Origin of the sequence: Flavobacterium bernardetii (assembly GCF_011305415.1) — a bacterium.
GTDB lineage: Bacteria > Bacteroidota > Bacteroidia > Flavobacteriales > Flavobacteriaceae > Flavobacterium > Flavobacterium bernardetii.
The window spans coordinates 86,593-106,831 of record NZ_JAANOQ010000004.1 but is presented as its reverse complement, the minus strand read 5'-3'; the positions used below and the strand labels follow the sequence as shown (position 1 = coordinate 106,831).

At 33.4% G+C, this 20,239-nt stretch carries 17 protein-coding genes and 4 tRNA genes; all 21 read right to left on the bottom strand.

The annotated features are described in order from the left end of the window. Positions 1-61: 61 nt before the first annotated feature. On the bottom strand, positions 62-4,372 hold the full coding sequence (gene rpoC / locus G6N05_RS08990) for a DNA-directed RNA polymerase subunit beta' (protein ID WP_166127226.1): 4,311 nt from the start codon (positions 4,370-4,372) through the stop codon (positions 62-64). Between the two features lie 237 nt (positions 4,373-4,609). Then, the gene (rpoB, locus tag G6N05_RS08985; RefSeq protein ID WP_166127221.1) at positions 4,610-8,422 is read right to left on the bottom strand and encodes a DNA-directed RNA polymerase subunit beta; all 3,813 of its coding nucleotides are present in this window, start codon (positions 8,420-8,422) and stop codon (positions 4,610-4,612) included. A 242-nt stretch (positions 8,423-8,664) separates the two neighbouring features. After that, the gene (gene rplL, locus G6N05_RS08980) at positions 8,665-9,036 is read right to left on the bottom strand and encodes a 50S ribosomal protein L7/L12 (protein WP_166127216.1); all 372 of its coding nucleotides are present in this window, start codon (positions 9,034-9,036) and stop codon (positions 8,665-8,667) included. A gap of 56 nt (positions 9,037-9,092) precedes the next feature. Next, positions 9,093-9,593, bottom strand: coding sequence for a 50S ribosomal protein L10 (gene rplJ / locus G6N05_RS08975; RefSeq protein ID WP_166127212.1), 501 nt, complete (start codon positions 9,591-9,593; stop codon positions 9,093-9,095). Between the two features lie 22 nt (positions 9,594-9,615). Then, positions 9,616-10,305 carry a 50S ribosomal protein L1 gene (rplA, locus tag G6N05_RS08970; protein WP_166127209.1) on the bottom strand — a complete coding sequence of 230 codons (690 nt, stop codon included), beginning with the start codon at positions 10,303-10,305 and terminating at the stop codon, positions 9,616-9,618. 5 nt (positions 10,306-10,310) lie between these two features. Continuing rightward, positions 10,311-10,751 (bottom strand): 50S ribosomal protein L11, encoded by a 441-nt coding sequence (gene rplK, locus G6N05_RS08965; RefSeq protein WP_166127205.1) that lies wholly within the window; start codon positions 10,749-10,751, stop codon positions 10,311-10,313. A 64-nt stretch (positions 10,752-10,815) separates the two neighbouring features. After that, positions 10,816-11,367, bottom strand: coding sequence for a transcription termination/antitermination protein NusG (gene nusG / locus G6N05_RS08960; RefSeq protein ID WP_166127202.1), 552 nt, complete (start codon positions 11,365-11,367; stop codon positions 10,816-10,818). A gap of 6 nt (positions 11,368-11,373) precedes the next feature. Continuing rightward, entirely contained in the window at positions 11,374-11,562 is a 189-nt protein-coding gene (gene secE, locus G6N05_RS08955) for a preprotein translocase subunit SecE (RefSeq protein ID WP_225875147.1), read from the bottom strand. Between the two features lie 18 nt (positions 11,563-11,580). Next, positions 11,581-11,652, bottom strand: a tRNA-Trp gene (locus G6N05_RS08950). A gap of 58 nt (positions 11,653-11,710) precedes the next feature. Then, complete coding sequence (gene tuf, locus G6N05_RS08945) at positions 11,711-12,898, bottom strand: elongation factor Tu (protein ID WP_166127174.1); 1,188 nt, start codon at positions 12,896-12,898, stop codon at positions 11,711-11,713. Between the two features lie 58 nt (positions 12,899-12,956). After that, positions 12,957-13,028 (bottom strand) — tRNA-Thr (locus G6N05_RS08940). Positions 13,029-13,143: 115 nt separating this feature from the next. After that, positions 13,144-13,224 (bottom strand) — tRNA-Tyr (locus tag G6N05_RS08935). A 50-nt stretch (positions 13,225-13,274) separates the two neighbouring features. After that, positions 13,275-13,348 (bottom strand) — tRNA-Thr (locus G6N05_RS08930). Between the two features lie 95 nt (positions 13,349-13,443). Next, complete coding sequence (gene hpf / locus G6N05_RS08925) at positions 13,444-13,746, bottom strand: ribosome hibernation-promoting factor, HPF/YfiA family (protein ID WP_091309383.1); 303 nt, start codon at positions 13,744-13,746, stop codon at positions 13,444-13,446. 30 nt (positions 13,747-13,776) lie between these two features. Beyond that, positions 13,777-14,670, bottom strand: a complete 894-nt coding sequence (locus G6N05_RS08920; RefSeq protein ID WP_166127169.1) for a tyrosine-type recombinase/integrase — start codon at positions 14,668-14,670, stop codon at positions 13,777-13,779. A gap of 71 nt (positions 14,671-14,741) precedes the next feature. After that, on the bottom strand, positions 14,742-14,936 hold the full coding sequence (rpsU, locus tag G6N05_RS08915; protein ID WP_166127146.1) for a 30S ribosomal protein S21: 195 nt from the start codon (positions 14,934-14,936) through the stop codon (positions 14,742-14,744). 151 nt (positions 14,937-15,087) lie between these two features. Next, positions 15,088-16,260: an acyl-CoA dehydrogenase family protein gene (locus tag G6N05_RS08910; RefSeq protein WP_166127137.1), complete on the bottom strand. Its 1,173-nt coding sequence runs from the start codon at positions 16,258-16,260 to the stop codon at positions 15,088-15,090. A 40-nt stretch (positions 16,261-16,300) separates the two neighbouring features. Next, on the bottom strand, positions 16,301-17,179 hold the full coding sequence (locus G6N05_RS08905; protein ID WP_166127134.1) for a ComEA family DNA-binding protein: 879 nt from the start codon (positions 17,177-17,179) through the stop codon (positions 16,301-16,303). A gap of 10 nt (positions 17,180-17,189) precedes the next feature. Continuing rightward, on the bottom strand, positions 17,190-17,408 hold the full coding sequence (locus G6N05_RS08900) for a PspC domain-containing protein (protein WP_166127131.1): 219 nt from the start codon (positions 17,406-17,408) through the stop codon (positions 17,190-17,192). A gap of 27 nt (positions 17,409-17,435) precedes the next feature. Then, positions 17,436-18,704 (bottom strand): DUF2851 family protein, encoded by a 1,269-nt coding sequence (locus G6N05_RS08895; RefSeq protein WP_166127128.1) that lies wholly within the window; start codon positions 18,702-18,704, stop codon positions 17,436-17,438. 146 nt (positions 18,705-18,850) lie between these two features. After that, the gene (locus G6N05_RS08890; protein WP_166127124.1) at positions 18,851-20,212 is read right to left on the bottom strand and encodes a pyridoxal-phosphate dependent enzyme; all 1,362 of its coding nucleotides are present in this window, start codon (positions 20,210-20,212) and stop codon (positions 18,851-18,853) included. Positions 20,213-20,239: the final 27 nt, after the last annotated feature.

The following is a 20,239-nucleotide window of genomic DNA, read 5'->3' as shown; positions in this document are numbered from 1 at the left end:
TAAAAAAAAGCCTAACAGAAAATATCTGTTAGGCTTTTATACTTATTATGTGATTTGAATATTAGTAGCTGAATTCTTCTTTTCCAGCCATTAATTCACTGTATTCTTCTTTAGAACCTACAAGAATATTATCATAATCTCTCATACCTGTTCCAGCAGGAATTCTGTGACCTACAATTACATTTTCTTTCAATCCTTCTAATGTATCGATTTTACCAGCAACAGCTGCTTCGTTTAATACTTTAGTAGTTTCCTGGAACGATGCCGCAGAAATGAATGATTTCGTTTGTAACGATGCTCTTGTAATACCTTGTAATACAGGTGTTGCAGTCGCAGTAATTACATCTCTTGCAGAAACTAAGTTTTTATCTTCACGTTTTAACAATGAATTTTCATCTCTTAAGTCTCTTGGAGAAATAATTTGTCCTGGTTTTAAGTTCGTAGAATCACCAGCTTCTTCTACAACCTTCATTCCGTATAACTTATCGTTTTCTAGAATAAAGTCTGAAGTATGTGCTAATTGATCTTCTAAGAATAATGTATCTCCTGGATCTTGGATTCTTACTTTTCTCATCATTTGACGAATCACAACTTCGAAGTGTTTGTCATTGATTTTTACCCCTTGTAAACGGTAAACTTCTTGAATTTCGTTTACTAAGTATTGTTGAACAGCAGATGGTCCTTGAATTCTTAAGATATCTTCTGGAGTAATTGCTCCGTCTGATAATGGCGTTCCAGCTCTTACGAAGTCATTTTCTTGAACTAAGATTTGAGCCGATAACTTCACTAAATATTTCTTAACATCTCCGAATTTAGATTCAATTGATAACTCACGGTTACCTCTTTTCACTTTTCCGAAAGTAACAACACCATCAATTTCAGTAACTACTGCAGGGTTTGAAGGATTACGAGCTTCTAACAACTCCGTAATTCTTGGTAAACCTCCGGTAATATCACTTGCTTTAGATGAACGACGAGGAATTTTCACAAGAATTTTTCCTGCTTTAATTTTCTCACCATCATCTACCATAAGGTGAGCACCTACTGGTAAATTGTATGATCTAATTAACTCACCATCTTTACCATAAATATGTAAAGTTGGAATTAATTTTTTGTTACGTCCTTCAGAAATTACTTTCTCTTGGAAACCTGTTTGCTCATCAATTTCAACCATGTATGATTGACCTTGCTCTAAATCTTCATAAGCAATTTTACCTGTAAATTCAGATACAATTACACCATTATAAGGATCCCACTTACAGATTGTTGCTCCTTTTTCAACTACATCTCCATCTTTTACAGAAATTGTAGAACCGTAAGGAATATTATGTGTACTTAATAAAATACCTGTATTAACATCAACTAATTTTAATTCAGTAGAACGAGAAATTACGATATCAGCAGTATTACCTTCACCATCTTCTCCTTTAACTGTTTTTAAATCTTCGATTTCTAATTTTCCAGCAAAACGTGCAGAAATACCAGCTTCTTCAGAAATACCTCCGGCAACCCCTCCAACGTGGAAAGTACGAAGTGTTAACTGTGTTCCTGGTTCTCCAATTGACTGTGCAGCAATTACACCGACAGCTTCACCTCTTTGAGCCATTTTACCTGTTGCTAAGTTTCTTCCGTAACATTTCGTACAGATTCCTTTTTTAGCTTCACAAGTTAATGGTGAACGAACTTCTACTTTTTCAATTGGTGAAGCGTCAATAGCTTTAACAATTGCTTCTGTAATATGTTCTCCAGCGTGAACTAAAACTTCAGAGTTGAATGGATTTACAACATCTTGTAATGCTACACGTCCTAAAATTCTTTCTCCTAATGTTTCAACAATTTCTTCGTTTTTCTTTAATGCAGAAACTTCTACACCTCTTAATGTTCCACAGTCTACAGAATTAATAATAACATCTTGAGATACATCATGTAACCTTCTTGTTAAATATCCTGCATCGGCAGTTTTAAGAGCCGTATCCGCTAATCCTTTACGCGCACCGTGAGTAGAAATGAAGTATTCTAAAATCGATAAACCTTCCTTAAAGTTAGAAAGAATCGGGTTTTCAATAATTTCACCACCACCTGCAGTTGATTTTTTCGGCTTAGCCATTAATCCACGCATACCAGTTAACTGACGAATTTGTTCTTTAGAACCCCTTGCACCAGAGTCAAGCATCATATATACCGAGTTGAAACCTTGTTGGTCTTCACGGATATTTTTCATTGCTAATTCTGTTAATTGTGCATTGGCAGAAGTCCAAATATCAATTACCTGATTGTAACGCTCGTTATTTGTGATAAGTCCCATGTTGTAGTTAGCAGAAATACCTTCTACTTGCACACGAGCATCAGCAATTAATTGCGTTTTTTGTTCTGGAATTCTAATATCACCTAAACTGAATGACAATCCACCTTTGAAAGCGAATTTGTAACCCATATCTTTCATATCATCTAAGAAAGCAGCAGTTACAGGCACGCTAGTTACAGCTAAAATTTTACCAATAATATCACGAAGATTTTTCTTAGTTAAAACTTCATTTATATATCCTGCAGCTTCAGGTACTACTTCATTAAATAATACTCTACCTGCTGTAGTTTGGATAATTTGGTATACTAATTCTCCGTTTTCATTAAAGTCTTTTGCTCTAATTTTAACACGAGCATTTAATTCAACTCTTCCTTCGTTTAAAGCGATATTACACTCTTCAGCAGAATAGAAAGTTAAACCTTCTCCAATAATTTCCATTTCTGGAGTTGTTAAACGTTCTTTGGTCATATAGTAAAGACCTAATACCATGTCTTGAGAAGGTACCGTAATTGGTGCACCATTCGCAGGATTCAAGATATTGTGAGACGCTAACATTAATAATTGTGCTTCCAAAATTGCTTCAGGACCTAAAGGTAAGTGAACTGCCATCTGGTCACCATCGAAATCGGCGTTGAAAGCCGTACATACTAATGGATGTAACTGGATTGCTTTTCCTTCAATTAACTTTGGTTGGAAAGCTTGGATACCTAAACGGTGAAGTGTAGGAGCACGGTTAAGTAATACTGGATGTCCTTTGATAACATTTTCTAAGATATCCCATACTACTGGTTCTTTTTTATCGATAATTTTCTTAGCCGACTTAACTGTTTTAACAATTCCTCTTTCGATTAATTTACGAATAACGAATGGTTTGTACAATTCAGCAGCCATATCTTTTGGAAGACCACATTCGAACAATTTCATTTCTGGTCCAACAACAATTACAGAACGAGCAGAATAATCCACACGTTTACCTAATAAGTTTTGACGGAAACGACCTTGTTTACCTTTTAATGAATCTGATAAAGATTTTAATGGTCTGTTTGATTCTGTTTTAACAGCAGAAGCTTTTCTTGTATTATCAAAAAGTGAATCAACCGCTTCTTGTAACATACGTTTTTCATTACGTAAGATTACTTCCGGCGCTTTAATTTCCACTAATCTTTTTAAACGATTGTTACGGATGATTACTCTTCTGTATAAATCATTTAAATCTGAAGTTGCGAAACGACCACCATCTAAAGGTACAAGAGGACGTAATTCTGGTGGAATAACCGGGATTACTTTTAAAATCATCCATTCTGGACGGTTTTCTCTGTTTTTGTTAGATTCACGGAAAGATTCAACAACGTTTAATCTTTTTAATGCTTCTGTTTTTCTTTGTTTAGACGTTTCATTATTAGCTTTATGACGTAAATCATAAGACAAAGCGTCTAAATCTGTACGAGCTAATAAATCCATAATACATTCAGCACCCATTTTGGCGATAAATTTATTTGGATCGGTATCATCTAAATATTGGTTTTCCATAGGTAAGGTATCCACAATATTTAAGTATTCTTCTTCTGTTAAGAAGTCTAGTCTACTTAAACTTTCACCTTCTGGACCTTTAGCAATACCTGCTTGAATAACTACATATCTTTCGTAGTAGATAATCATATCTAATTTCTTAGAAGGTAATCCTAAAACGTAACCAATTTTGTTTGGAAGAGAACGGAAATACCAGATATGAGCAATTGGCACAACAAGGTTGATGTGTCCAACTCTATCTCTACGTACTTTTTTCTCCGTAACTTCAACTCCACATCGGTCACATACGATTCCTTTGTAGCGAATTCTTTTATATTTTCCACAAGCACATTCGAAATCTTTAACTGGTCCGAAAATTCGTTCACAGAAAAGACCATCTCTTTCTGGTTTGTGTGTACGGTAGTTGATTGTTTCTGGTTTTAAAACCTCACCTCTAGATTCACCTAACATTGATTCTGGCGAAGCCAAACCAATTGTTATTCTGTTAAATCTTTTAACTCCAGTACTTTTGTCTTTATTATTTCTATTATTCATCATAGTTTTTACTATTGATTTATGTGCAATTTAAAATTGATTTTAGTTTTATACTTATTATAAAACTACGACCCTCGGATTACTTCTCTAAACTTCAATCTCGATATTGAAGTGCTAATTATAGAAATTAGATTTCTATAAAAAATCGGAACGGATTACGGGGCTAAATCCTAAAAACTCTTTAAAATACCAAAGTAGAGAACGTTAAAAAACGTCTCTACATTGATAAATTCTATTTATTTATTCTTCTAATCTGATATCTAAACCAAGACCTTTTAATTCATGCATTAATACATTGAATGATTCAGGTAATCCTGGTTCTGGCATAGTTTCACCTTTTACGATTGCTTCGTAAGTTTTCGCTCTACCGTTTACGTCATCTGATTTAACTGTCAAGATTTCTCTTAAAGTACTTGATGCACCGTATGCTTCAAGTGCCCAAACCTCCATCTCTCCAAAACGTTGACCTCCAAATTGCGCTTTACCTCCTAAAGGTTGTTGCGTAATTAATGAGTATGGTCCGATTGAACGAGCGTGCATTTTATCATCAACCATATGTCCTAACTTAAGCATGTAAATTACACCTACAGTTGCTGGTTGATGGAAACGTTCACCTGTTCCACCGTCGTATAAGTAAGTATGACCGAATCTTGGAATTCCAGCTTCGTCAGTATACCCGTTAATTTGATCTAATGAAGCACCATCAAAGATAGGAGTTGCAAACTTTTTACCAGTTTTTAAACCTGCCCAACCTAATACGGTTTCATAAATCTGTCCAATGTTCATACGAGAAGGTACTCCTAATGGATTTAATACGATATCTACTGGCGTTCCGTCTTCTAAGAAAGGCATATCTTCTTGACGAACGATTTTAGCAACAATACCTTTGTTACCGTGACGTCCTGCCATTTTATCCCCTACTTTCAACTTACGTTTCTTAGCGATATAAACTTTAGCTAATTTTAAAATTCCAGCAGGTAATTCATCACCTACAGAAATTGTAAATTTCTCTCTTCTTAATACACCTTGTAAATCGTTTAATTTGATTTTATAGTTGTGTACTAAATCGTTAATTAATGAATTTGTATGTTCGTCTGTTGTCCATTGTCCTTTTGTTAAGTGAGCAAAATCGTCAACTGATTGTAACATTTTTTTAGTGAATTTTTTACCTTTTGGTAATACTTCTTCACCTAAATCATTGATTACACCTTGAGATGTTTTTCCGTCTACGATTAAGAATAATTTATCGATTAACTTGTCTTTAAGTTCAACGAATCTTACTTCGAATTCCATTTCAAGTTTGTCTAAATCTTCTTTATCTTTAGAACGTTTACGTTTATCTTTAACGGCTTTAGCAAATAATTTTTTGTCTAAAACTACACCGTGTAATGATGGAGAAGCTTTTAATGAAGCGTCTTTTACATCACCTGCTTTATCACCAAAGATAGCACGTAATAATTTTTCTTCTGGAGTTGGATCTGATTCCCCTTTTGGTGTGATTTTTCCAATAAGGATATCACCAGGTTTAACTTCAGCTCCAATTCTTATCATTCCATTTTCATCTAAATCTTTCGTTGCTTCTTCAGAAACGTTAGGAATATCGTTAGTTAACTCTTCGTTACCTAATTTCGTATCTCTAACTTCTAATGAATAATCATCAACGTGGATAGATGTGAAAATATCGTCTCTAACAACTTTTTCAGAAATTACAATTGCATCCTCGAAGTTATACCCTTTCCAAGGCATGAAGGCAACTTGTAGGTTTCTACCTAAAGCTAACTCTCCGTTTTGCGTTGCATATCCTTCACAAAGTACTTGACCTTTTTCCACTCTAGTTCCTTTTCTTACGATAGGTTTTAAGTTGATAGTTGTACTTTGATTCGTTTTTCTGAATTTAATTAAATTATAAGTTTTTTCATCTTCTTCAAAACTTACCATTCTTTGTTCTTCTGTTCTATCGTACTTAATTGTTACTTTATCAGCATCAACATAAGTTACCACTCCAGAACCTTCTGCATTAATAAGGACACGAGAATCAGACGCAACTTGTCTTTCTAAACCAGTACCAACAATTGGCGCTTCTGGTCTTAATAAAGGTACAGCCTGACGCATCATGTTAGAACCCATCAAGGCTCTATTCGCATCATCATGCTCTAAGAAAGGAATTAATGAAGCTGAAATAGAAGCAATTTGATTTGGCGCAACGTCTGTGTAATGAACTACAGATGGTGAAACAACTGGGAAATCTCCCTCTTCACGAGCAATTACATTATCAGCAAGAATTTTACCGTTTTCATCCATTTCAATGTTTGCTTGCGCAATCATTTTTCCTTCTTCTTCTTCAGCGCTTAAATAAACTGGAGTTGAAACTAAATCAACTACACCATCAGTTACCTTACGGTAAGGTGTTTCGATGAATCCCATTCCGTTTACTTTAGCATATACTCCAAGTGACGAAATCAAACCAATGTTTGGACCCTCAGGAGTTTCAATAGGACATAAACGTCCGTAGTGCGTATAGTGAACGTCACGAACCTCGAATCCTGCTCTTTCTCTAGATAAACCTCCAGGTCCAAGTGCTGATAAACGACGTTTGTGAGTAATCTCTGCTAATGGATTCGTTTGATCCATGAACTGAGATAACTGGTTTGTACCAAAGAACGAATTAATTACAGATGATAACGTTTTCGCGTTAATCAAATCGATTGGAGTAAAGACTTCGTTATCACGTACATTCATTCTTTCACGAATAGTACGAGCCATACGAGCTAAACCAACACCAAACTGAGCTGATAATTGTTCCCCTACAGTTCTAACACGACGGTTAGATAAGTGGTCAATATCATCAATCTCTGCTTTTGAATTAATTAATTCAATTAAGTATTTTACAATTGTAATGATATCTTCTTTAGTTAAAACTTGTTTATCCATTGGAATATCTAAGCATAACTTTTTATTCATTCTGTAACGACCTACATCACCTAAGTTGTAACGTTGATCAGAGAAGAATAATTTGTCGATAATACCACGAGCCGTTTCTTCATCAGGCGGTTCGGCATTACGTAATTGTCTATATATATGTTCTACTGCTTCTTTTTCAGAGTTAGTAGGGTCTTTCTGCAATGTGTTGTGGATGATAGCAAAATCTGCTTGATTAGCATCCTCTTTGTGTAATAAAATTACTTTTACATCCGCATCAATGATTTCCTCAACATTATCTTTATCTAAGATAGTATCACGATCTAAAATAATTTCATTACGTTCGATAGAAACAACTTCGCCAGTATCTTCATCTACGAAATCTTCATGCCACGTGTTAAGTACACGAGCGGCAAGTCTTCTACCGATGTATTTTTTGATTCCAGTTTTAGAAACTTTAATTTCTTCAGCAAGGTCGAAAATCTCAAGGATATCCTTGTCTCTTTCGAAACCAATCGCACGGAAAAGAGTAGTAACTGGTAATTTTTTCTTTCTATCAATGTATGCATACATTACATTATTGATATCAGTTGCAAATTCTATCCAAGAACCTTTGAAAGGAATTACTCTGGCAGAATATAATTTAGTTCCATTTGCGTGGAAAGATTGACCAAAGAAAACCCCTGGTGATCTATGTAATTGCGAAACAACAACACGTTCAGCTCCATTGATAACGAAAGTTCCGCTTGGTGCCATGTATGGAATTGTTCCTAAATATACATCTTGCACGATAGTTTCAAAATCCTCGTGCTCAGGATCTGTACAATATAACTTTAAACGTGCTTTAAGAGGAACACTGTATGTTAAACCTCTGTCAATACATTCTTCGATAGTATATCTTGGTGGGTCAATAAAATAATCTAGGAATTCAAGAACGAATTGATTTCTAGTATCAGTTATTGGAAAATTTTCCATGAAGGTATTATAAAGACCTTCGTTACCTCTTTCGTCTGATTTAGTTTCTAATTGAAAAAAATCTTGAAAAGACTTTACCTGAATATCTAGAAAATCTGGATAATTCGGTATGTTTTTTGTCGAGGCAAAATTGATTCTTTCTGTTTGATTAGCAATCATCAATGGACAATATTTTGATTAAAAAAAAGTAATTTTTGTGTTTAACACAACATTTAAAATAATTTATACTTTCTTTTTACAACCAATACATCTTTAAAATAATTATACAATTAATTTTTTTCTTCGTATTGATTTAAAAAAACATTTTTCGAAATAAAATATAAAATTTTATTATACGAAAAATGGTTTAGGTCGTGGAAATGACTTCCAAGACCTAAACCTGTATTATAAACTGGGTGAGATTATTTTAACTCAACAACAGCTCCAGCTTCTTCTAAAGCTTTCTTAAGACCTTCAGCCTCATCTTTAGAAACTCCTTCTTTAACATTTGTTGGAGCAGAATCTACTAAATCTTTTGCTTCTTTAAGACCTAAACCAGTTAATTCTTTAACCGCTTTTACAACTCCTAATTTAGAAGCACCAGCTTCTTTTAATACAACTGTAAATTCAGTTTGTTCAGCTGCAGCACCTGCATCTCCACCACCTGCTTGCATAACTACTGCTGCAGCTGCTGGTTCGATACCGTACTCGTCTTTTAATATAGTTGCTAATTCATTAACTTCTTTTACTGTTAAGTTAACTAATTGTTCTGCGAAATTTTTTAAATCTGCCATTTTTTCTATCTTTAATGTGTTTAAAATATGTAATTTATTAAGTGCGTTTTGTTTTGTTATTCTGCAGCTTCACCTTTAGTTTCAGCATTGTTTAATAAAGCTGAAAGTATACGTTTAGCTGGAGATTGTAATAATCCGATGATTTCACCGATAACTTCTTCTCTAGATTTAATAGCTACTAAGCTATCTAAAAGTTCGTCACCAATGTAAACTTCTTGATTAATATATGCTCCTTTTAAAAGAGGTTTTTTACCTTTTTTACGGAATTCTTTAATAATTTTTGCAGGTCCATTAGCTGTATCTGCGATCATTATAGAAGTATTTCCTTTTAAAGTTGTTGGTAAATCTCCGTAGTCGTTTGCAGATACTTCCATAGCTTTTGCTAACAAAGTATTTTTTACAACCTCTAATTTGATTCCCGCTTTAAAACAAGCTCTTCTTAAGTCTGAAGTAGTCCCTGCATCAAGTCCAGATACGTCTGCTAAATATACAACATTCACATCTGCTAACTGTGCAGTTAAATTTTCAATAGCAATTGATTTTTCTTCTCTAGTCATACTAAATATATTTAACTACCAATTATACTGCTTTAGGATCTAAAGCGATAGCAGGACTCATAGTACTTGTTAAGTGAATAGACTTAATGTAAGTACCTTTCGCCGCAGTTGGTTTTAATTTGATTAATGTTTGAACAATTTCGTGTGCATTTTCATAGATTTTATCAGCATCAAAAGACACTCTTCCTATTCCTGCATGAACGATACCAGTTTTATCAACTTTAAAGTCAATTTTACCAGCTTTAACTTCTTGAATTGCTTTAGCAACATCCATAGTTACAGTACCTGTTTTAGGGTTTGGCATTAAACCTCTTGGTCCTAAAACACGTCCTAATGGACCTAATTTACCCATAACAGCTGGCATAGTGATAATTACATCAATATCAGTCCAACCATCTTTGATTTTTTGAAGATAGTCATCTAAACCAACGTGGTCTGCACCTGCTGCTTTAGCTTCCGCTTCTTTATCTGGAGTAACAAGAGCTAAAACTCTTACATCTTTACCTGTACCATGTGGTAATGCAACCACACCTCTTACCATTTGATTTGCTTTTCTTGGATCTACTCCAAGTCTAACAGAGATATCAACTGATTCATCAAACTTTGCAGAAGCAATTTGTTTGATTAATACTGATGCATCTTTTAAAGAATATAATTTATTCTTTTCAATTTTTGCAGCAGCTTCTTTTTGCTTTTTTGTCAATTTTGCCATATCTCTTATTTTAGAGGAGAATCTCCAGTTACAGTTATACCCATAGATCTAGCTGTTCCAGCAATCATACTCATTGCAGCTTCCATTGTGAATGCATTTAAATCTGCCATTTTATCTTCAGCGATTACCTTAATCTGATCCCAAGTAACGTTTGCTACTTTTTTACGATTAGGTTCTCCTGAACCAGACTTTAATTTTGCAGCATCCATTAATTGAACTGCAGCAGGTGGAGTTTTTACAACGAAGTCAAAAGACTTGTCTTTATATACAGTAATTTGTACTGGACATATTTTGCCAGGTTTATCTTGTGTTCTAGCATTAAATTGCTTACAGAACTCCATGATGTTAACCCCAGCAGCTCCCAAAGCAGGTCCAACCGGTGGCGACGGGTTCGCAGCACCTCCCTTAACTTGTAGTTTAACTACTTTACTAACTTCTTTAGCCATTTTTTAAAATTTTACATTAATCATTGGAAGCGATTAATGCGGGTTTATATATATGTAACAAAAATTATACTTTTTCAACTTGCGTAAAACTTAATTCTAATGGTGTTTTTCTTCCGAAAATTTTAACCATTACTTCAAGTTTACGCTTTTCTTCATTTATTTTCTCAATAGTTCCATTGAAACCATTGAAAGGACCATCAATAACTTTAACTGTTTCGTCAATTGAATAAGGAATGTTAACATTTTCTGTTGTTACAGATAACTCATCAACTCTTCCTAACATTCTATTCACTTCTGCCATTCTTAATGGAACTGGTTCACCACCTTTAGTTTCACCTAAAAAGCCAATTACACCTGTAATCGATTTAATAATGTGAGGTATTTCACCTGTTAAGTTTGCTTCAACCATTACATAGCCAGGAAAATATACTTTATCTTTAGATATTTTTTTACCGTCTTTAATTGAAACAACTTTTTCTGTAGGCACAAGTACTTGAGAAATGTAATCACCCATTCCAACACGATTAACTTCTTGCTCAATATAAGCTTTAATCTTGTTTTCCTGTCCACTTACTGCTCTTACGACATACCACTTCTTTACGTTATTATCAGCCATTTTGTATTAACCTTTTAACAAATTAAAGAATCCGTTTAACACTTTAGTGAAAGTTAAATCAACACCCCAAGTTGCTAAAGCAAATATTACTGAAAACAAAGCAACAATAATAGTATATTTTTGAACTTCAGCCCAAGCAGGCCAAGTTACGTTTGATTTTAATTCTTCGAATGCTTCAGAGAAATATTTTAACATGATATTTACTTTATTTTGCACGGGCGGAGGGATTCGAACCCCCATCAATGGTTTTGGAGACCACTATACTAGCCCTTGTACTACGCCCGTTTGTTAAAAACCAGTACTGATTTCTCAGTACTGATTTTAATTTATTATTGACTTATAATTAGTCTAAAATTTCAGTTACCTGTCCAGCACCTACAGTTCTACCACCTTCACGGATAGCGAAACGTAAACCGATAGATAATGCAATTGGAGATAATAATTCAACATCAATAGTTAAGTTATCACCTGGCATTACCATCTCTCTTCCTTCTGGTAACATAATAGTACCTGTTACGTCAGTTGTACGTACATAAAACTGAGGACGGTAGTTATTATGGAATGGAGTATGACGTCCACCTTCTTCTTTTTTCAAGATATAAACCTCTGCTTTGAATTTAGCGTGTGGTTTTACTGAACCTGGCTTAATAATAACCATACCTCTTTTGATATCAGCTTTATCAATACCTCTTAACAATAAACCTACGTTATCTCCAGCTTCACCTCTATCTAAGATTTTACGGAACATCTCAACTCCAGTAATAGTAGAAGTTAATTTTTCAGCTCCCATACCGATGATTTCAACTGGATCTCCAGTGTTTGCAATACCTGTTTCGATACGACCTGTAGCAACAGTTCCACGACCAGTAATTGTAAATGAATCCTCAACTGGCATTAAGAATGGTTTTTCAACATCACGAACTGGTAATTCAATCCAAGAGTCAACCGCATCCATTAATTCCATAATAGTAGCAACCCATTTTGGATCACCGTTTAATCCTCCTAATGCAGAACCTTGGATAACTGGACCATTATCACCATCATATTGATAGAAAGATAATAAATCTCTGATTTCCATTTCAACTAATTCTAACAATTCAGCATCATCAACCATATCCACTTTGTTCATGAATACAACCATTCTAGGCACACCAACTTGACGACCTAAAAGGATATGCTCACGAGTTTGTGGCATTGGACCATCTGTAGCAGCAACTACTAAGATAGCACCATCCATTTGCGCAGCACCAGTAACCATGTTCTTTACGTAATCCGCGTGACCTGGACAGTCAACGTGAGCGTAATGACGATTAGCAGTTGCATACTCAACGTGCGACGTATTAATTGTAATACCTCTTTCTTTTTCTTCCGGTGCATTATCAATTTGATCAAATGACTTACCTTCACATAAACCAGCATCTGACAATACTTTTGTAATTGCTGCAGTTAATGTAGTTTTACCGTGATCTACGTGACCGATAGTACCAATATTTAAATGGGGCTTCGAACGGTCGAATGTTTCCTTTGCCATGATTTTAAAATTTAATCTTAGTTATTATTATTAGTGTTCAAAAATTAATTCTACTTTGAGCCAATGTCGGGAATTGAACCCGAGACCTCTTCCTTACCAAGGAAGCACTCTACCCCTGAGCTACACCGGCTGTTGTGAGTTCAGAAGTCAAAAACAAACCTAAACTTGTTTTCAATTCTCTTTTAACCTATTTTTCAAACCATTTACCTGAAATTCATTTTCAAATAAATCATTAAAAAAAAATGTGGGGAGAGCAGGATTCGAACCTGCGAAGTTCTCACAGCAGATTTACAGTCTGCCCTCGTTGGCCGCTTGAGTATCTCCCCTTTCTATTTAAACATTTTATTGCATAAATAGTATTCCAAAAATTTCAAAGAGCCAGTGGAGGGACTCGAACCCACGACCTGCTGATTACAAATCAGCTGCTCTAGCCAGCTGAGCTACACCGGCATTTCTATACATAGAAAAAGTCCGCTATTTCTAACGGACTGCAAATGTATGTAATTTATTTATTAATCAAAACTTTTTTAAATCTTTTTTTTCAATTAACTATGTGCTCTTAGCTTTTCTTTTCTTTTTACCAACAAACGTTCTAAGGATTCCACAGCCAAATCCGCCGCTTCTTCAAAAGTTTTACTTTGCTTTTTTACAATAAAATCATCGCCTGGAACTAATACTTTTAATTCGACAATTTTATTTTCTTTTTCACTAATATTCTCAACCTTTAAAAAAGCATCAGAAGAAACTACTTTATCGTAATATTTTTCTAATTTAGTCATTCTCTCATCTATAAAATCAACTAATTTTTTGTCGATATTAAAATTAACCGCGTGAACATTAACTTTCATAATAATAATTGGTATTAAATTAAACATTACTTATTTGTTCCTCGGATGCGCATTGTTGTACACTTTCTTTAACTCTGACAAACTACTATGTGTATAAATCTGAGTGGATGACAAACTCGCATGACCAAGCAACTCTTTAACTGAATTTAAATCTGCACCGTTATTCAACAAATGTGTTGCAAACGAATGCCTAAGAACGTGGGGACTTTTTTTTACCTTTTCGGATACAGTACTAAAGTAATCATTTATTAATCGATACACAAACGTTTCACTTATTTTATTTCCTTTTTTAGACAATATTAACTTTTCATTATTAACAATTATTCGAAGTTCTTTTCTTTTCATTAAATATAAGGTAACAATTTCTAAAGTTAATGGTAACAATGGAAGAATCCTTTCTTTATTTCTTTTTCCTAAAACCTTAATTGTTTTTCCGTAAAAATCAACAGCGTTTAATTCTAAGTTTATTAATTCTGCGCGACGCATTCCAGTTGAATATAACAATTCCACCACCAACCTATTTCGAATACTATCAAAATCTGTTTCCAAAAATTGCGTTTCAAATAATAGATTGATTTCTTTTTCCGAAAAAGGAATTTGAACTTGCTTTGGTGTTTTTAACGATTTGTGTTTTACGAAAGGATTAATTTCTATTTGTTTGGTTTTCAAAAGAAATTTGTAAAACGATTTTAAGGACGCCATTTTTCGATTAATGGAAGAAGGTGCGATTTCAGAATCTGACAAGTGCACAATCCAACTTCTAATTAACGGATAATTTACTTCTTCTAATTTACAAGCATCGTGGCTTTCATTTAAAAAGAGTTGAAACGACACAATATCATTATAATACGCTTTTACGGTAAGTGGTGAATATTTTTTCTCTTTTTCGAGATATTCTGTATGTGACTGTAAATTATTGCGCATAAAAAAACCGTTAGATACAAATTTATAATTTATAATCTAACGGTTATAGTATTTAATCAAAAAATGATCGATTAACTTTCTAAGTTGTCTCTCATGTTTTGGATGTAAGCCGCTTTTTGAATTTTAATTCTGTTTGTAACAGAAGGCTTAATGAAAGCTTGACGTGCACGTAACTGACGAACAGTTCCTGTTTTATCAAATTTTCTTTTATAGCGCTTTAATGCTCTATCGATATTTTCTCCGTCTTTAATTGGTATAATTAACATAATATTGACACCTCCTCTCGTTAAGTGTGCAAAAGTATATTATTATTTTGAATTGACAATTATAAATTGTGAATTATTTTACAAAACAAAAAACCAAGTAACAATTTCTCATTACTTGGTTTCTATATTTTATCACCTATATGGTTTTAATCTATTCTTTTACAGCTGGTTGGTAATTTTGTTTGTCGATAATCATTTTCGATAAAATCTCTTTTAAGATTTCTGACGTTCCACCACCAATTGGTCCTAAACGACTATCTCTTAACAAACGAGCTAATGGATATTCTTCCATATAACCATAACCACCAAGCATTTGCAAACAATCGTAAATGGCTAAATCAGCTACTTTTGTAGATTTTAATTTCGCCATTGTAGCTTCTTTCACTACATATTCGCCTTTGTCTAATCTAGCAGTTGCCGCGTAATTGAATAGTTTACAATGTTCCACTTCTGTAGCGTGTTCTACCATTGTATGTCTTAACGCTTGAAATTTATTAATTGTAGTCCCGAAAGCTTCACGTTGCGACATATATTCAATGGTATAATCAATTGCATATTCTGCTCTTGCATGTGCATTGATTGCCATAATTAATCTTTCGAAAGCAAAATGTTGCATGATGTAAGGAAATCCTTTTCCTTCTTCACCCATTAAATTTTCTACTGGAATTTCTACATTGTCAAATGCAATTTCAGCAGTATCTGAAGCTCTCCAACCTAATTTATCTAATTTTGTAGCAGATATTCCTTTTAGATTTGAATCCATCAAAAACATACTGATACCTTTGTTTCCAAGTTCCAGACTTGTTTTTGCAGCTACTACGTAATAATCAGCATAAACACCGTTTGTTATAAATGTTTTAGAACCGTTGATAATAAATTTATCACCTTGTCTTACCGCTGTAGTTCTCATTCCAGCTACATCACTTCCACCAAAAGGTTCTGTAACACATAAAGCTCCAATTTTTTTACCTAAAATACTTGGTGCTAAATACTCTTGTTTGATTCTTTCATCACCTTCTGCATTTAAATGCGTCATAGCTAAATAAGCATGAGCCCACATTGCTGCAGCAAAACCAGAAGATTTAATTTTCTGAAGTTCTTCTAAAAAAACAACCGTATAGAATAAATCTAAACCTAATCCACCATAAGCTTCCGGATATTTTAATCCAAAAAAGCCCATTTCTCCGAATTTTTCCCAAATAAAGCGTTCAATTGTACCTGTTTTTTCCCATTTTTCAATGTGTGGCACTACTTCTTTGTGTAAAAAACTTCTTAAACTTTCTCTGAATAATTCGTGTTCTTCTGTAAAATATAATGAATTCATAAAACTATGCTGTGTATTTGTTGATTTTTATTGATTTATTTTAGAATTCCAAATATACGGCGATTATTTTTAATTTTTCAACAGGAAATTGCTTAACATTTGTTAAATCTTCAATATTCTTAATTTCTCCATTCATACTTCTATAGGTAACAATGTTTTTAGCAATGTAATAATTAAAGTAAGGAAATTGTTGTAACTCTTTAATTGGCAACTCATTAATTTTAATTTTCTTTAAATTTCCTGTAGATTTAATTTGGAATCTTTTATTTAAATCTGCAATAGCTTCTAACGAAATTCCCCAAATAAAACTAATTTGTTCCATATCGGCAAAACCACCAAATTTTTCTCTTTCTGCAATTATTTTAAGTGCTAATTTTTCGCCAATCATATATACTTTTTCCAGTTCTACTTGATTAGCCGTATTGATATCTTGAACTACTATTTTAGTTTCTTTCTTTTCATATTTTTGAAATTTGTTTTCGAAATTCGATTGAAATTTATTAGCAGATTTATTCGTAACCCACTCTGGAAACTTAAAATAAATCGCGTATTTTTTCATCCAATCGTTTGAAACACCGGTTAATTTTTGAAACTCGTATTTGGAATTCACGTATTTATTTTGCTTTCTTAAATTGTGTAATTTATCAATTTGCTCAACGGTCATTCCTAGCTTATAACCTTTATAATCTGAAATAAAATTCGGATTGAATGGATAAATTTTAGCGGCATTTTCTTGAGTAACTTCTTTTAAACTATCAATGCCATTTTGTTGTAATAGCCATTTTTTATCCTCTTTAGACAAATCAACATCATTAGAAGTCGATTGATTATTAGACCAATAGTAATATAATTGCATCATCCCGATTAGGATTAGCAAAATGGCAATACCGAAATAATGCCCTTTAGAAAATTTTATCATGAATTATTTTTTATAAATCAAATACAGAACTGCGTTTGGTATACACCATATCTTTCAGTTTTAACAAAAAAGCCAATGTTAAATAAAAACCGAAACCTAAACCCACTGTAATAAAAGAAATGTACACGAAAAACAAACGCACTTGAGTGGCACGCATTCCCAGTCTGTCCGCCAGACGTGAAGCGACATAAAATCCGTTTTTTTCGAAAAAATGAAGTAAATTGTACATTTCTGATTTATAATGGGATAAAGATACTTAGTTTTTTAATAACTGCAAACCCACGGCGCAATTAAGACACTTATTTTTATTGCAATACTCGTTTTTGAGTTCCAATAGTGACTGCGATTGAAAAGCATTTACAGATTTTACTTTAAACTCTGTAAATTTTTCAATAATGGAATTTTTCTCCGAAGAAATGGCTTCTAAAAGCATTGCCAATTCTTCAAAATTAAATTTTCCGAGATTTTTTTCATAACTGAATTTAATTGGAATAACTGTATTAATAATTAGTAAATCAATAAATTGAGTGGTTAAAGTTTTGCTTTTTGTTTTGCTGGCTTTTGAAAAATTATAATGACTTTTCCAATATTCTGAAGTTTCACTTTGCAATAATTTTTTAATATCCGAATAGGAATTAGCTAGAAGTAATTGCGAGAACAAATTTTGCTTGTTTGTAATCAAGTGAATTAATTGTGATAACCGAATCGTAGGAAAATTATCGGGACGGAGTTTGAAAAATTGTGGTTGCAACCCAAATTCTTCTTGCAAATTGTATTTTAGTTTGAGATACTTCCAATTGCTTTTTAATATAGAATAGTATTCATCTTCAAGATTTTCTTCTAGTAAATTTAGTTTTCCAAAAAACAAGGCTTCCAAATTTTCCACATCGAAACTTTCTTTTCTAATTATCGAATATGGAATGGATTGTGCCAAATGCAAAAAACAATCACCGTTGGTATTGAGTCCGAAGTTTTTGGCGAGCATTTCAAAAAATACAGCTTCCCAATTATGATTGGTTTCTTGCAGTCTTTTATCGATGACTTCTGATTTTCTTTCTAATCGATTTAAAAACAGACTTTCTAGCCAATTATTCCAAATAAAATCATCAATTTCAGTAATTTGATTTTCACAATTGATCCAAGATTTAGATGTAATTAGCGATTTATATTTATTGATTTCAGAAAGTGAAACATACTTTTTTAATTCCAAAGTTGGGATTTCTGAATTGTCTTTCCTAAAAATTGGTGAGTCATTTTCCCAAACTACGTGTAGAATAACGTTGTCATAATTGGCATCTTTTTCGTGATTGTGCACATACCAATCGGATGATTTAATATGAATTTCAACATTTCCAGCCCATTTTTGCTGGTTAATAGAAATTTGAGCATTGAAAATGTCTGGTCCAGCATTTTGTAAATACTGTCCGAAATGATTGATTTCTAAACTCTCGTTGAGATGTGTTTTGAGTTGGGTAAATGGCAGTTTCTTATTTACCCATAAATAATGGAGAAATTCTTCTTGCATGGCGTGTAAAATTTAATTCGGCGTTTATAAAAACAAATATAAAAAAAACGGATAACATTTTGCTATCCGTTTTTGAAAATTTTATAAAAAGTTCTCGATACATTCCGATACATGCTTCATCGGAACACTCGAACTGACGTGGTCAATTATTTAATAGAACTAATAATATCGTGTTTTGTAATGATATGATGTCTTCCATTTCCTAAATCTACTAAAACAGCTTGATTATCTTTACTGATTAGCTTAGAAACTTCATCAATAGAAGCTGCTGCCGAAACAATTGGAAATGGTTTCCCCATTACATCTTTAATTGGTAAATCGGCGATATCTTTGTTTTCGAAATAACTTCTGAACAAATCTGATTCGTCTACACTTCCAACAAATCCAGTTGTATCGATTACAGGAATTTGAGAAATTTTATATTTTTTCAATCTTTCAATCGCATGAGAAACCAATTCTTCTGTACGAACAATTACTAATGGCTTGTCTTTATGATCTTTGATTAAATCTTCTGCTTTTGTAATATCTTCGTCTAGGAAACCACGTTCGCGCATCCATTCGTCGTTGTACATTTTACCTACATATCTACTTCCTGAATCGTGGAATAAAACCACTACAACATCTTCTGGTTTGAAATGTTCTTTTAATTGCAATAATCCTTTAACCGCTGCACCAGCAGAATTTCCACAGAAAATTCCTTCTTCCAATGCTAATTTACGAGTGTAAACCGCAGCATCTTTATCCGTTACTTTTGTGAAACCATCAATTAGAGAAAAATCAACGTTTAAAGGTAAAATATCTTCTCCAATTCCTTCTGTGATGTACGAATAGATTTCGTTTTCGTCAAAAATACCCGTTTCGTGATATTTTTTAAATACTGAACCGTATGTATCAATTCCCCAAATTTTTACATTTGGTTTTTTTTCTTTTAAATATTTAGCGACACCAGAAATAGTTCCACCAGTTCCTACTCCAACTACGAAATGCGTAATTTTTCCTTCTGTTTGTTCCCAAATTTCAGGACCAGTTTGCTCGTAATGAGCTGTTGCATTACTTGGATTATCATATTGATTTACGTACCAAGAATTTGGAATTTCTTCTCCTAATCTTTTAGAAACCGAATAATATGAACGAGGATCTGTTGGTTCTACATCAGTTGGACAAACGATAACTTTTGCTCCAACAGCACGAAGAATATCTGATTTTTCTTTAGATTGTTTGTCAGAAATAACAAAAATACATTTGTAACCTTTAACAATAGCCGCTAAAGCTAATCCCATTCCAGTATTTCCAGAAGTTCCTTCAATAATTGTTCCGCCTGGTTTTAAACGTCCGTCTGCTTCTGCATCTTCGATCATTTTTACTGCCATACGGTCTTTTACAGAATTTCCAGGATTAAACGTTTCTAGTTTTCCTAAAACCAAACAAGGAATTTCTGCTGTAATTTTATTTAATCGAACTAATGGTGTATTACCAATAGTTCCTAATATGTCTTTTGCGTAGTTCATTTCTTATAATCTATTATTGATTGCAAA